At 55.0% G+C, this 14,103-nt stretch carries 11 protein-coding genes, 1 tRNA gene and 2 pseudogenes; 8 read left to right on the forward strand and 6 right to left on the reverse strand.

Annotation, left to right across the window (positions count from 1 at the left end):
* The first annotated feature begins 22 nt into the window (after positions 1-22).
* The 3 genes from nagE to HU773_RS12325 all read left to right on the forward strand — a co-directional run bounded on the left by nagE (position 23) and on the right by HU773_RS12325 (position 4,557).
* On the forward strand, positions 23-1,729 hold the full coding sequence (nagE, locus tag HU773_RS12315) for an N-acetylglucosamine-specific PTS transporter subunit IIBC (RefSeq protein ID WP_057959511.1): 1,707 nt from the start codon (positions 23-25) through the stop codon (positions 1,727-1,729).
* Between the two features lie 200 nt (positions 1,730-1,929).
* Positions 1,930-2,691 carry a chitin disaccharide deacetylase gene (gene chbG, locus HU773_RS12320; RefSeq protein ID WP_169990561.1) on the forward strand — a complete coding sequence of 254 codons (762 nt, stop codon included), beginning with the start codon at positions 1,930-1,932 and terminating at the stop codon, positions 2,689-2,691.
* 36 nt (positions 2,692-2,727) lie between these two features.
* Complete coding sequence (locus tag HU773_RS12325) at positions 2,728-4,557, forward strand: hybrid-cluster NAD(P)-dependent oxidoreductase (RefSeq protein ID WP_128593930.1); 1,830 nt, start codon at positions 2,728-2,730, stop codon at positions 4,555-4,557.
* Positions 4,558-5,152: 595 nt separating this feature from the next.
* On the opposite strand, the gene HU773_RS12330 is transcribed toward HU773_RS12325, so the two are convergent.
* Entirely contained in the window at positions 5,153-5,716 is a 564-nt protein-coding gene (locus HU773_RS12330) for an isochorismatase family protein (protein ID WP_186626184.1), read from the reverse strand.
* A 499-nt stretch (positions 5,717-6,215) separates the two neighbouring features.
* Here HU773_RS12330 and HU773_RS12335 point away from each other — a divergent pair.
* Together HU773_RS12335 and HU773_RS12340 are read left to right on the forward strand one after the other, a co-directional pair.
* Positions 6,216-6,341 (forward strand): annotated as a pseudogene (locus HU773_RS12335) (recombination protein NinG); the annotation flags it as partial.
* Complete coding sequence (locus HU773_RS12340; RefSeq protein ID WP_120732793.1) at positions 6,338-6,919, forward strand: hypothetical protein; 582 nt, start codon at positions 6,338-6,340, stop codon at positions 6,917-6,919. The pseudogene HU773_RS12335 and the gene HU773_RS12340, both read left to right, overlap by 4 nt.
* Positions 6,920-7,041: 122 nt before the next feature.
* Here HU773_RS12340 and HU773_RS12345 read toward each other — a convergent pair whose 3' ends face one another.
* On the reverse strand, positions 7,042-7,383 hold the full coding sequence (locus tag HU773_RS12345; RefSeq protein WP_186626183.1) for a hypothetical protein: 342 nt from the start codon (positions 7,381-7,383) through the stop codon (positions 7,042-7,044).
* 161 nt (positions 7,384-7,544) lie between these two features.
* Between HU773_RS12345 and HU773_RS12350 the strand changes: the two are divergent.
* A pseudogene (locus tag HU773_RS12350) lies at positions 7,545-7,694 on the forward strand (phage holin family protein); the annotation flags it as partial.
* A gap of 172 nt (positions 7,695-7,866) precedes the next feature.
* Here HU773_RS12350 and HU773_RS12355 read toward each other — a convergent pair.
* Positions 7,867-8,496 (reverse strand): TetR/AcrR family transcriptional regulator, encoded by a 630-nt coding sequence (locus HU773_RS12355; RefSeq protein ID WP_057959518.1) that lies wholly within the window; start codon positions 8,494-8,496, stop codon positions 7,867-7,869.
* A gap of 93 nt (positions 8,497-8,589) precedes the next feature.
* On the opposite strand from HU773_RS12355, the gene HU773_RS12360 reads away from it, so the two are divergent.
* A complete protein-coding gene (locus HU773_RS12360) occupies positions 8,590-9,240 on the forward strand; it encodes an NAD(P)H-dependent oxidoreductase (RefSeq protein WP_057959519.1) in 651 nt (216 codons plus the stop codon).
* A 180-nt stretch (positions 9,241-9,420) separates the two neighbouring features.
* Here HU773_RS12360 and HU773_RS12365 read toward each other — a convergent pair.
* The 3 genes from HU773_RS12365 to HU773_RS12375 all read right to left on the reverse strand — a co-directional run bounded on the left by HU773_RS12365 (position 9,421) and on the right by HU773_RS12375 (position 11,716).
* Positions 9,421-9,507, reverse strand: a tRNA-Leu gene (locus HU773_RS12365).
* A gap of 361 nt (positions 9,508-9,868) precedes the next feature.
* Positions 9,869-10,480 carry a TetR/AcrR family transcriptional regulator gene (locus HU773_RS12370; protein ID WP_057959520.1) on the reverse strand — a complete coding sequence of 204 codons (612 nt, stop codon included), beginning with the start codon at positions 10,478-10,480 and terminating at the stop codon, positions 9,869-9,871.
* Between the two features lie 15 nt (positions 10,481-10,495).
* The gene (locus tag HU773_RS12375) at positions 10,496-11,716 is read right to left on the reverse strand and encodes a multidrug effflux MFS transporter (RefSeq protein ID WP_186626182.1); all 1,221 of its coding nucleotides are present in this window, start codon (positions 11,714-11,716) and stop codon (positions 10,496-10,498) included.
* Between the two features lie 252 nt (positions 11,717-11,968).
* On the opposite strand from HU773_RS12375, the gene HU773_RS12380 reads away from it, so the two are divergent.
* Positions 11,969-14,023 (forward strand): TonB-dependent receptor, encoded by a 2,055-nt coding sequence (locus HU773_RS12380; protein WP_057959522.1) that lies wholly within the window; start codon positions 11,969-11,971, stop codon positions 14,021-14,023.
* Positions 14,024-14,103 lie beyond the last annotated feature (80 nt).

Raw genomic sequence — 14,103 nt, forward strand, 5'->3', positions numbered from 1 at the left:
CAACAACAAAAGGAGACATGCCATGTATCAACATTTTATCGAAGGCCTGCAACGCCTGGGCCGGGCACTCATGCTGCCGATCGCGATCCTGCCGATCGCCGGCCTGCTGCTACGCCTGGGCGACACCGACCTGCTGAACATCGCGGTGATGCACGACGCCGGGCAGGCAATTTTCGCCAACCTCGCGCTGATCTTCGCCATCGGCATCGCCGTGGGGTTCGCCCGTGACAACAACGGCACGGCGGGTTTGGCCGGTGCGATTGGTTACCTGGTGATGGTCTCCACGCTCAAGGGGATGGACACCTCTATCAACATGGGCATGCTTGCGGGTATCGCCAGTGGCTTGATGGCAGGCGCGCTGTATAACCGCTTCAAGGACATCAAGTTGCCGGAGTACCTGGCGTTCTTTGGCGGGCGGCGGTTTGTGCCGATTATCACGGGGTTCAGCGCGGTTGGACTGGGGGTGATCTTTGGTTTGATCTGGGCGCCGATCCAGCACGGTATCGACAGCTTCGGCGTGCTGCTGATGGAAAGCGGCAGCCTCGGCGCGTTTGTGTTTGGGGTGGTCAACCGCCTGCTGATCGTCACTGGCCTGCACCACATCCTCAACAATATGGCGTGGTTTGTGTTCGGCACCTTTACCGATCCGGTGACCGGCGCCGTGGTCACTGGCGACCTCGCTCGCTACTTCGCGGGCGACCCCAAAGGCGGCCAATTCATGACCGGCATGTTCCCGGTGATGCTCTTCGGCCTGCCCGCTGCGTGCTTGGCGATGTATCGGAATGCGCTGCCTGAACGCCGCAAAGTGATGGGCGGGATTTTCCTGTCGATGGCGCTGACCTCGTTCTTGACCGGAGTGACTGAGCCGGTCGAATTCGCGTTTATGTTCCTGGCGCCATTCCTGTATCTGATCCATGCGGTGCTGACTGGCCTGTCGATGGCTGTCACCAATATGCTGGATATCCACCTGGGCTTTACCTTCGCCGCAGGGGTTATCGACATGGTGCTGGGTTGGGGCAAGTCCAGCAATGGTTGGTTGGTGTTTCCTGTGGGGTTGGCTTACGCGGTGATCTACTACAGCGTGTTCAACTACTGCATTCGTCGGTTCAACCTGAAGACCCCTGGCCGTGAAGATATCCAGGTGGTACAGGCCCAAGCAATGAGTGATAGCCAGCGGGCCAGTGCCTATATCCGCGCCCTGGGCGGCGCCGACAACCTGCTCAGCGTCGGCGCCTGCACCACCCGTCTGCGCCTGGACATGGTCGACCGCAACAAGGCGGTGGACGCGGAGCTGAAAGCACTCGGCGCGATAGCTGTTGTGCGGCCAGGGAGCGGCGGGAGTTTGCAGGTGGTGGTCGGGCCGATGGCGGATTGCATTGCTGATGAAATTCGGTTGGCCATGCCTTCGTTTGTTGTCAGAGCACCTGTGACGGGTGCGCCCTTGGATAAGCCGATGGCGGTGGATGTGCAGGAAGCCGAGAAATGGCTGAGCGCGTTGGGTGGCAGGGGGAATGTGCGGCAGTTGGAAGCGGTGGCGATGACGCGGTTGCGTGTGGAGTTGGGGGATGAATCGGGGTTGTCCGAAGCTGATCTCACTGCGCTAGGTTGCCAAGGTCTCAGCCAGCTGGAAAGCGGTGTTTGGCACTTGTTGATTGGTGACAAGGCCACAGGCTTGGGTGAGGCGCTTGAGTGCTTGGTCGGTGCTCAACAGACCGGGGCGGGCGCTTAAAGGGGTGGTATGCCCAAACCGCCGAAATTTCCGTCGGGCCTATAAATGCGTGTTTTGAGATCGGATGGCGTTGCAGCGTTTTTTTGACCTCAATCAACGACGGCATCAAAAACGCTGGCTACTTCAGATCTCCCCTAGGCTCCGCTTCTCTGCTTTAGCCCGCTATTCAGAGGAGTATTGAACATGACGAGAGGAGCAAAATGAAAAAAATCTTAATTGTTAATGCCGATGACTTTGGCATGAGCAAAGGCCAGAACTACGGGATAGTTGAGTCCTACAATAACGGCATCGTCACGTCGACAACCGCCATGGTTACCTCTCCTTATGCGTTACACGCAGCTGAACTGAGTCAGAAAAACCCAGGTTTAGGCGTCGGGCTTCACTTTGTTTTGACCTATGGACGTCCGTTAACGGCTATGAAAAGTCTGGTTAATGAAGCCGGGGAGCTAGGTAAATGGTTGTGGGGATATGCAGAAAAGGGAATGCTGGAACCCGCAGAGATAGCAGTCGAATTAAATGCGCAATTTGAGAAGTTTATAGAGGTTTTTGGGAGGGGCCCTACACATTTGGACAGCCATCATTTTGTGCATATGCTGCCAGAAATTTATCCCGTGGTTGAGAGCTTCGCAAGCAGTAAATTATTGCCTTTGCGGATAGACCGCACTGAAGCTAAAAAATTTAATATTCAAGTAAATACTTCCCGTGCCACCAATTATTTCGATTCCAGTTTTTATGGAGAGGCCGTTTCAGAGGCGCTTATCCTGCAAATACTAGAGAATGCCGATAAGCGAGGTTGTATGAGTCTTGAGATAATGTGTCATCCCGCATTTTTAGATGATGTCATTCTAAGGAGTTCATATTGCTACCCTCGGATTAAAGAGATTGATGTTTTGACCTCCCTGGCGCTCAGGAAAGAAATAATATCCCGCGGATATAGCTTGGAAAACTACTCTTCGATCTGATAATTCAATTCGGTCTAAAAATATCCGGAGGATCAGGTGACCTTGACGAATAAACCTTATTTAACTGAGATAACATTTTATCCTGTTAAATCGACGGGTGGAATCAGCCAGTCACAAGTGTGGGTTGAGAAGCAGGGGATTGCGTTCGATCGCCGCTTTATGGTGGCGCGTGAAGATGGCGAGATGATAACGGCCCGTGAGTTCCCGCAGTTACTTAATATAACCGCTGCGCTATTTGCGGAGGGATTATATTTAACCTATGCGCAATGCAAACGTCTCGTATTAAAGTATTCGGATTTTATGATGCTTGAGGCTGGTACCAATGTGTTCAAGGATAACTTTATTGCCTTTACTACCACCGATGAGGCGAATCAATGGTTTTCGGCTATTTTGAGTGCCCCGGTGCAACTGCTTTATACCGGTGAACAATCAAATAGAACGCGTGAGGCTATTCCATTTAACATCAGTTTCGCTGACGGTTACCCTTTGCTTATTATCAGTGAGGCCTCTCTGGCCGCGCTGAATGAGCGCAGCATCGAGAATGTCTCAATGACCCATTTTAGACCTAATCTAGTGGTCAGTGGAACGAATGCTTTCGATGAGGATAGCTGGAAGCGAATTCGTATTGGTGACGTTATCTTTGAGGGAGTTAAACCCTGCACGCGATGTGTTCTCACAACGATTGATCCGAAAAGCACAATCTTCGATGCAAAAAAAGAGCCGTTAAAAACACTGTCTGAATTCAGAAGCGATGAACAAGGAAATATTAAATTCGGGCATAATCTTGTTGCCCTCAACGAAGGAGTGATTAGAGTAGGGGATTTTATCGAGGTTTTAGAAGAGAAGCCCCGGGAGGTATTTAACGTCAGTGCCACTCAACGCCTAAGTCTGATTTGTGCTAAGCGGGAGAACGTCTCTCACGATATTTGTACTTTCTGGTTTGAATCTGGAAACGGCAATTTACTTCCCTCATACCTTCCAGGGCAACATCTTCCTATAACGCTTAAAATAGACGGTCAGTATTTCACGCGTCGCTATACGCTATCGTCAACGCCTTCGCGCGCGGGGCTATATGCAATATCGGTAAAACGAGCACCCGGTGGGCGTGTCTCGAACTGGTTACATGATCGCTTGCAGGTGGGGCACAAGTTAGCTATGGAATCACCTGCCGGTGAATTTTATCTCGATATTACTGCTGATAAGCTTCTATTGCTTGCTGCGGGCAGCGGTATCACACCAATGATTTCTATGCTGCGTTACCTCTATGATAATAAAAGGCATATTGATATTTATCTCTACTATCAATGCCGCACTCGGGAAGACATAGCTTTTAAGTCAGAGATTGATTATCTTAAGAGCGTTAACCCTAATCTGAAAGTTATTGTCGCATTAACTCGGCCTGATGAATTATGGGGCGGGCCAAAGCGACGCTTAGATACTCAGTTGCTCAAGGGGATTCCTAAGGTAAGCGAACGGCAGGTATTTGCCTGTGGTCCTGATGAGTTCATGAAATATGCTCGGTGTGAGTTATTGAAGCTCGGTGTGCCTAAGTCACATTATCATCAAGAAACCTTCAATGTTGCTATTATCCCTCAGGCTGAGTTTAGGCCTGTTAACCTGATAGTCAATGGAGTCGCCTTCTTAGGCGATAATCAGCAGCCTTTATTGCGTCAGGCTGAGCAAGCGGGTGTGCAATTACCTTATGGATGTCGTGCAGGGTTTTGTGGTCAATGTAAAGTGAGAGTCGTTTCTGGGTGCGTTGACCAACAAAGTGCATCAGCGGTATCTGCAGAAGAGCAAATGAGCAATCATGTCTTGACCTGCTGTGCGGTTCCATTAACAGACTTGGTAGTGGAATCTGCGTGACTTGAGGTATAGAGGTTTCAAACTTCCAGCTTATGGAAAAAATGCTGCTCTCTGCGCACATCGAGGTTCGACTGCCGGGAAACACCCCGTGCGGCTCAGCAGAAAGGACGCTGTTTTTGCTGGGGGTGATGAATGCCCGTAGCTACACGCGAGTCGTCCTTGTCCAGTTTGATGAGCCGCTTACTGAACATTCATGTGATTGGTAAAACACGACTAGGGGCCGAGCTTTTGCGCAGTCCTATAAGTGCTACAGTCCCGCCAAACCACAGAGGGAACGACATGCGGATTTTTATAGCGGCGGTAGCGGTGGTGCTGCTGGCGGGGTGCGCTTCGAGTCACGTTGATATTCCAAAGCCCCATGAAACTCAAGAGTGCATGACCTACAGGTCAATGATGACCGCGCCTATGGCGCCGGATGCGATGCAACGACTGAAGGCAGCGTGCGAGCATTCGAGATATCAGTAGCTTTCGAGTTGCTCTGTGGTAGCCAACCGCCCAACCAGCGCTGGGCTTTTTGCATCTGGCGCTAGCGACTGTTATCGCATCAATAGGTGCCTTCATACTGAGGCAGGGCGGTTGAGGAAGCCTCTTAGCCTTACGTGAACTGTGCGATCACTTCGTCCGATGACATAACATCGGCATATTCATCACCAAGTATTGCCAAGGTCAGGTCGTAAACAGTTTTGGCGTCCCAGGTCTTTCCATTCGCCCCGACGACGGGCACAGCAGTTGTGGCGTCTGAGGGAAGAATGATGCTGTATCCGAGTGCTTTGCCCGCACGGACCGTGGCATCCATGCTGTTATGAATGACGACCCCCGTTAGCACCAACTGCTTTGCTTTCATCCCTTTGAGAGTGGCGTCCAACTCGGTGCCAATGAAGGCGCAGTTTTCATGTTTGATGATGACGGCTTCTCCCTTTATCGGGGCAACGACTTCCTTGATGCCATTCCACGGGCCATGGACGTAATAACTAGATGTAGGAGTTCGTTCATCGTGCTTCACGTGCAGAACTGGCCAGTCGTTTGATCGCCATAGATCAAGAAGGCGTTGGATTACCGCCACGTACCCAGGATTATTTTTTCCGTCCCAGTTCGGGCGATCAATGGCGTCCTGAACGTCAAGGATAACTAGGGGGATAGGGCTGGGTTGATCCTTCATGTGATTTCAGTTCCTTTAGGTGGGGCGAGCGGATTGAGTTTGCTGTAACAATCTGCTCCCAGCAACTGGTCGAACATGAATCCAACGCGCCGCGAACGTTGTCGGCTATTTCTGTGCCGCCTTGCTGCTCAACCCAGTTCGTAAGCCCCGTGATGGTTGATGGTTTTACCCTGCTTGACGGCCAGCCGGTTGTCCCGGATGTTCACCTGTATTCGTCAACACTCATGCCTCCCTCAATGCCTGCCTCCCGGGCGATCTCTTTCGAGGTGAATCCCTGGGCAAAAGGCCCTTACAAAATGCACGCTACAGCTCTGAATGCCCTGGTTGAGTGGGGCAGGGTGCATGAGGTCCGGTGTTCCCAGCCGAGGCTATCGGGACCGCTAATTCTGTTCAGTTGAATCTCCCTTCTTCCGCTGGGATTCGCGGGGCGCATTGCTTGCCAGGTCATTCGCACGGTTCGAGCGTTTCGCTCTCGATCAGCCACATATCAATAGCGCTAGGCGCTGAGGCAGTTGAGTGGTTGGAGGGACCTCATGAGGCCAAGAAGTACACGGTCGAAAAGTTAAAGGCGATGACCGCCGACTACCGAGCGAAGACTAGAGAGCTGAAGAGGGCTGTCGCATGAAGATTAATTCAGCGCGCCAGGCATGGCATGACTGCAACGACAACCCAGCGCCTGGCCAATCCTCAGATGCCGCAGAGCTTGGAGTAGTGGTGCAGAGTACCCAGCGAGGACCTACTGCAAATCACGCGGTGCACGGAGCGCTTGCTGGTCACATCCAGTCGGCGATAGCGCGTCTCCATTACCTGCTACGCGCCTTTGGCAATGCTATGTACGCGGCAGAGCCGACCGATGATGATCGGGAGGATGCGGAAGAGGCAGTTTTCAACCAGGCTTGCTCCCGAGTAGAGCGCATGACTGCCAGCAAGCGTGATCGTGCTGCGTACGTCGCTAAGGGTGTATTTCGCCGCTATCGATACATGCACCAGGGCGGGCAGTCTTCGAACCCTGATCCATTCATCAAGCCAGAGATCTTTCGTGCCTGGTTGGAAGGGGAGTACGGCATCAAGCTCCCACCGGCAGCTTGGGGGAGGGACTGGGAGCCTTTTGTGCAGCTCTGCTTCGATGCCTGCTATGACATTGACGCCAAGGCATTACGCCCAATTGGTGGGATAACTTACAAGATGAATGAGGCCGCTTGAATTCCCGCACGGCTGAGAAAATTATTTCCCCATAGTTAATATTTTGCCTACGGCGAGTTTGATAGAGGCCCGACCACATAGTCGGTTTTTTATTTGCGAAATTATTTTGCGAAGCAAATTAATCAGGGATGACTATTTTTGCATTGATCCGAAGCCATGATTTTTTTTGCTCGATCAATCTGAGCAGGCATTGGCAACTCCGGATTTCCTGTTATTTCTATTCGTGCTTTTTCTGCGAGATCTTTAATTTCTTCGTAGTTCATATCTAGGCCATGGTCCTTCTGATATTGAGCAACCGCCTGCCCGGTTTTGATCCCCACTTCACCAGGGGCGCCGCCGGCCACAGTCTCTGTTGCCATAACGCAACGGACGACCTGATAAATCTGATCTTTCCTCGTGTCACACGCTGTTAAGAGAAGACAGCTCATAGCGATCAGTATTGGGTAGTGTTTTCTAAATTGCATATTTCGCCTCTCATTTTGCAGCTCATTAGATCGTGTACCAGGTTCCCCTGGGGGACATATCCGTTTAACGCAGCCGATCGTAACACGTGGCCATATGCTCTTCTCCGAGCCTGAACTTTATCAGCGACTTACCTTTAATCAGCGCAGCTACGACGCCCAACATGCCAGACAAACCAGACACCTGGCTCATCGTGCTTGCATGGCTGAGTCAGCATTCGCCAACGCTTTATGCTGCCGGGCTATCTGCCTTGATGGCTGGTATCAGGATCATCTATGGCGGCGGTAATCGAGGCCGCCGCTCTTTGGAAGGGCATTCTGCACCATGGTGACTAGGAGTTATATTGAGTGTTCGCTTCTGGCCGGTTCAGGTCTTTCGCGACCGGCTACAATCGACCCTTTTCGGACGTCCGGTGCAACGTCCGATAGATTCGTGTTTGGCCCTCCGATTCACTAAACGCTCAGCTCACCGCTCTCGTCGACACTTTACGTGCCACCGCGCGCGCTTCTGTCGACCATTGCGATGATCGTTTCGAAGAGTTCGCCCTGCGCCTGCTCGGGTGTGATTTCTCCGGTTGCGGCGGCATGGGATAGGGCCTCGGCCGCACCGAGCATCGCTCGAAGACTCGCGGGCGCGATAGAACCCTCTCTGGTAAATGGGGAGAGGGCCATCCGGCACTTGTTCATGAAGATCGCTTCGTATTCGCGCTTGATCTTTTCGAGCTCTGGTGAGCTGGCCAACGCCGCGATCACACCGGGTATCTCGTTGCCCTGAAGAAGCACGCAGTTGACGTAAGACGATGCGATGACCGTCGCCGTGTCCTGCAAGGTGGGTTCGCTCGTCTGAAGCGCGGCGTCCATGAGTGCGGTCTGGCGAGCATCGAACTCCTGATAGAGCGCCGCCAGCAACCCGGGCCGCGTGCTGAAATGATCGTAAACCACGGGTTTTGTCACGCCAGCTTGTTCGGCGAGCCGTCCAAGCGTCAAGGCTTCCGTGCCTTCCTCCCGGACTAGCCGCCAGGCGACGTCCAGCAACTGTCGTTGCCTTTCTTCCCTTGACATGCGCCGACGCGGCTGCGGTCTGGAACCCTGCTCTCTTGTCTCGATGCTTGACATGGCTATATACCAAAAGTAACTTACTGTGCGTAACTTACCAATAGTATATAGGGTTCGCCCTTTCGCCCTCAATCAGTAGCAGGAGTTTTCGACATTCACGCGCTTATCGTTGTTGCCCATCACGATCCCCAGTCCCTCACCCATAGCCTCGCTTCGCAAATCGCCGAAGGCGTATCCCTGGCAGATCCCGGCAACTCCTTCGAAATCGCGGACCTCTCGGCGCAAGCGTTCGATCCAAGGTTCACTGCGGCTGATCTCGCTGTCCATCACAGGGAGGAACCGCCTCCCGCTGATGTTGCCGCCGAGCAGGCGCGGATCGATCGCGCCGATGCCCTTGTGCTGGTCTATCCCATCTACTGGTGGTCGATGCCGGCGCTTCTCAAGGGGTGGATCGATCGCGTGTTCGCCAATGGCTGGGCGTTTGATTACAGTTCGGATGCCAAGCTGGTGAAGAAGCTTCGTCACCTGCGCGTTCATCTTGTCGGTGTCGGCGGTGCCGATGGGGGAACCTATGAGCGGCACGGCTATGCCGACGCCATGAAGACGCAGATTGACCATGGGATCTTCGACTATTGCGGCGCATGCGTAGTGACGTCCGAACTCCTACTCGAGTCAGAAATGCAGGATCCGAAGGTTCATATGGACACTGCACGAGCTCTCGGTCGCGAACTTTTCACTGTATCTAAGCGATGCAGTAATAACGGAACCAGTCATAACGGGACAGATTTATTTTCCATGACCTGAATTCTCGCTTCTGGCCGAACGCGGCCATACGACAAGCACCACGAGTCGTGGGAAATTTGGTAGTTCGTGTTCGGTCGGCAGGACGCCGAGGGAGGGATAATTGCGGAGCAGAGTCTAAAATTGCGGAGCAGAAAAGATAAGGGCCTGCACGAAGTTCATCATGCAAGCCCTTGATATCTATGGTGCCCGAACCCGGAATCGAACCGGGACGCCCTTACGAGCGGGGGATTTTAAGTCCCATGCGTCTACCAGTTTCGCCATTCGGGCGGCAGCGCGATGAAGCTGCTCAAGGGGGCGTTGTCGAACAAAGCGCTTGAGCGGTGCAGCAGGCTAGGGAATATATAGATCCAGGCACCTTGGCGCAAGTTTGCATGCGCTCTTTTTCTGCTGGAATGCGTGCGCCAGCTTTGAAAAAAAGCCCGCCATATCAGTGATCTACATTTTCCTGGGCGGGCATGCGACTCGGCGGCACGTCACCACGGCGGGCACTCCACCGGCCTTGTAGTCGCTGTTTAACACATGGCATTGCGATCACCTATGTTTAGAACATTCGATTCGGGAAGTGGCCTGGGCGTCATTCCGATGAGAACCAAAACGGAACTTGAATCTGCCAAGGCCGTTCAGGTATTTACCCCCGTAGCCGAAGAATAATCTCATCGTAACCCACCGCCCGCGACAACCGTTGCAGCGCCTCCAGACGGCGTGCGTAGGCCGGCGCATCACCGTAGGTCAGTTCTACATGCAGGCTGTCGATCATCACCAGGTAAGCCTCTGCCAACACTTGCATGGCCTGCTCGTCTACGTCCGGATAGGCCTTAAGCAGCGCCTGTTGGAAATGGCCGCGGATCGTCGCCATATAGTCATTGAACCCGGACATGACCACGTCCCTCAGCGGCGTCGGCGGGTAGAACGCGGCCCGTAACAAGAACCGCAGGGATTGATTGGCGCTGTGGCGGCGTTGCAGGTTGTTGATATAGACCTCGCCGGGGGCCTTGATCGACCGCGAGTTCCTGGCAAATTGGCTTTGCACGTAATCGAGCTCGGCCCGTAGGGCGAGTTCGAGTGCGACCACGTAGAGCGCGTCCTTGCTCGCAAAGTGGGCGTATAGCGAAGCCTTCTTGATGCCTGCGCGAACGGCGATGTCATTCAGTGAGGCGGCGTCGTAACCATGCTCGGCAAATTGCTCCACGGCCAGTTGTGCGATGCGTTCGGCGGCCGAGGTCAGGATGGTGGATGTCATGGTGCTGCTCCTTGATCAGTGCCCGGTCAGGTCATAGGTTTGCCCAGCACCCCGGGGGAGGCTGGTGGTGGTCAGCAGGCAAGTCAGCAACGCGCTGGCCAGCAGCAACGCGGCCCAAGCTACTGGTCCATAGGTCAGCGCCAAGGCCGAGATCGGCGTCGCACTGGCGGAGATCGACAGTTGAAATGCCCCCAACAGTGCGGCGGTGGAGCCCAGCGCGCGTTTTCGCGAGGACATTACCAGCGACATTAGCGTGGACTCCGCGATGCCCAGGCCAAACAGGGCAACCGCCATGCCCGCCACTATACCGGGCAGGCTCAGGAGGGTAACGCTGGAAACCAGGGCGATTGCCGAGCCACCCGCCATGCACGACACGCCAATCAAGGAAAGACGGTTCAAGCCAAGGCGGCTGACCAGTTTCCCGGCGCTCATGGCCCCGATCAGGATGGCCACGCCCGTGACGCCGAACAGCATGCCAAACGCTTGCGGGCTCAGGCCATAGGTTTGCTGATACACCAGGGTTGCACCGCCGATGTAGGCAAACAGAAAGAAGAACACCGCGGCCACGGCGAGGGTCGGGCGCAGGAAGTGCGGGTCCCTGGCGATGGTCAGGTAAGTCCGGCACGCCGCGCCCAGGCGCAGCGGTTCCCGTTGGCTGGGGGCCAGGGTTTCCGGCAGCGACAGCCAACTGTTGCCGAGCACGGCCAGGCCAAACCCGGCGAGGACCAGCATCACCGCGCGCCATCCGTAATGGGTGTCGATAATCCCACCCAGTGCCGGGGCGAAGATGGGCGCAACCCCTTCGATGGTCATCAGCAACGCAAAGAGCTTGGTTGCGGCCACGCCTTCGCTGACATCCCGGACCATGCTCATGATCACCACCAGCGTCAGTGCGCTGCCAAGTCCCTGGACGAAACGCAGAGCGATCAATGTCTCAAGGGTCGGTGCCCACGCCGCGCCTAATGAGCACAGGGTAAACAACAGCAGGCCGGCCAGCAGGGGGCGGCGCCGGCCATAGGCATCGACGATGGGCCCGAAGATCAACTGGCCTGCACCCATGGCCAGGAGGAAGAACGTCAAGGTCAACTGCACGCTGGCGAAGCTGCTCTGATACTCGTGGGCAATCTGCGGGAGGCTCGACAAGTACATATCGACCGCCGACGGGCCGAGGGCGCCGATCAGTCCCAGACCAATAGCCAGCCTCAGGGGAACCCTGTGGGTGGGTTGCGAATTCATACAGCCTCCAACGTAAAAAAACTGCCTACCGGTCGGTAGGTTTTCGAATAATAACCACTGCTCCAGAAATGGTCAACGTACGGCAAACGTTCGGGGATATCAGCATCGTTACATGACACTAAATTCCACGAATGAGATGTGTTATCAATTGTATTTCTTTAACATCAAGATTGAATTAGACTCCCGCCGGCTGGGCACAAACAGCGTTCCGGGCACGAGAAAAAACAAAAAACAGGCGTAGGGGAGCAGGGCGTGAATTTAAAGAAAACGACAATGGCGGTGGGTTCGGCTATCTGCCTGTGCAACGGTGCGTGGGCCGCGGAACCGGCAAGCGCTCTGGAGATCGCGCCGATCACCGTCACCGGTGAAAAGATCAACCGCAGCTTGGAACAGACCCAGTCGAGCGTGGTGGTGGTGACCGACCAGCAACTGCGTGAAAAGCAGGACCGTGATCTGGTGGACGTATTTGCGCGTACGCCAGGTGTGTACAACCAGTCCGGCAATGAAAACTGGGGGATTCGCGGCGTGCCCGTATCCGGTTTCGATGATCAGGGCCCTGCCACGCTCAACGGTGCGGTGTCGGTCTTCGTCGATGGCGCCGTGCAACCGAATCGTGCCCTGACCCTCAGCCCGATGCCGCTGTGGGACGTCGACCAGGTCGAAGTGTTCCTCGGCCCGCAATCCACCACCCAGGGCCGCAACTCGCTGGCCGGCGCAGTGGTGATCCAGACCCGCAACCCAACGTTCGAGCCGAGTTTTTCCGCGCGCACCAACATGGGCACTTATGGCGAGCGCGGTGCAGCGGTGGCCGGTGGGGGCGCGTTGGTCGATGACAAGATCGCCGCGCGTATCGCCGTGGATTACCAGGACGGCGACGGCTACATCGACAACGTTGCCCTGCATGACGACGCCAACCCGACCCGTACCGGCAATGCCCGGGGCAAGCTACTGATCCTGCCCAACGACGATCTGGATGTGTTGCTGACCTACGCCCATGGCGAAAGCCGCAAGGGCGACAACGCTGCCATGCGCCAGAACGACAAGATCCGTTATTACAAGATCACGTCCAACACCAGGGCCTACGACAAGCTTGAGCAGGACACGCTCAGCGCCAAGGTGGACTATCGCCTGGACGACAACTGGTCGCTGACCAGCCTGACTGCCAATACTCGCTCCGATTACGACGCACGCCTGGATTTCGACCAGTCAGCCGACGCCAACGAGGTAGTGTTGCGCACCCAGGACGGCGACCTGTTCAGCCAGGAACTGCGCCTGAACTACAGTGGCGACACGCTGAAGAGTTTTGTCGGCGCCTACTACGGCCACAACACCAACAACTTCCACGACCGCCTGTTGTTCGACAACGTCCTGTTTGGTACCGCCAAGGGCGATACCACCGTTGAAAGCAAGGCCGTGTTCGGTGAAATCAACTGGACATTCGCCCCGCAGTGGACCTTGATCACCGGGCTGCGCTACGACCACGAAACCAACGACACCAACATCAAGCAGGACGATTTCTCCAGCCCTGGAAAAGTCAGCAAATCGTTTGATGCGCTCCTGCCGAAACTGGGCCTCGACTATGAGTTGGCTGCCAACCAATACCTTGGCGTGATGGTGCAGAAGGGCTATCGCGGTGGCGGCGTCAACGTCCGCGCCGGTGGCGGCCACGAGGGCTACGACCCGGAATACACCACCAATTACGAGCTGTCCTACCGTGGCTCGTTCTTCGACAAGACTCTGCGTACCCGCGCCAACCTGTACTACACCGACTGGAAAGACCAGCAGGTCAGTGTGCTGGAGCGCCACACCGATTTCGTCCAGGTGTTCAACGCCGGTAGCAGCGATATCAAGGGCTTGGAAGTGTTTGTCGAGAAAGACCTCGGCCAACAACTGACCCTGACGGCAGGCGGCTCGATCACTGCGGGCAAGTACAAGGACTTCGTGACCGGCGACGGCCGCAATATGAGCGGCGAGAGCTTCCTCAACTCGCCCAAGTACAAACTGTCCTTGGGCGGTACCTACCGCTGGAATGATCGCCTGACCCTGAACACCGACCTGGTGTATCAAAGCACCGCGCCCTCGGAATACAGGTTTGATACCGCAGGCAACGTCACGGGCGAGCGCCGGAGCGACAACTACTGGCTGATGAACTTCAACACCGAGTACAAAGTCAGCAAAAATATCGCGGTCTCCGGCTTCGTGAAAAACGCTTTTGACAAGGAATACATCACCAACAACCGCAGTGGCGATATCGTCGATGTAGGCGCACCGCGCACGGTGGGCCTGGCGTTGCGTTACGAGATGTAGGGCAATGATGCGCAAATCAACTGAGGGAGCAGGTAAGCCAGCGCTCTCAGTTGATTTGCGACGTATTCAAACCATGGAGT

The organism is Pseudomonas shahriarae, from assembly GCF_014268455.2.
Taxonomy (GTDB): domain Bacteria; phylum Pseudomonadota; class Gammaproteobacteria; order Pseudomonadales; family Pseudomonadaceae; genus Aquipseudomonas; species Aquipseudomonas shahriarae.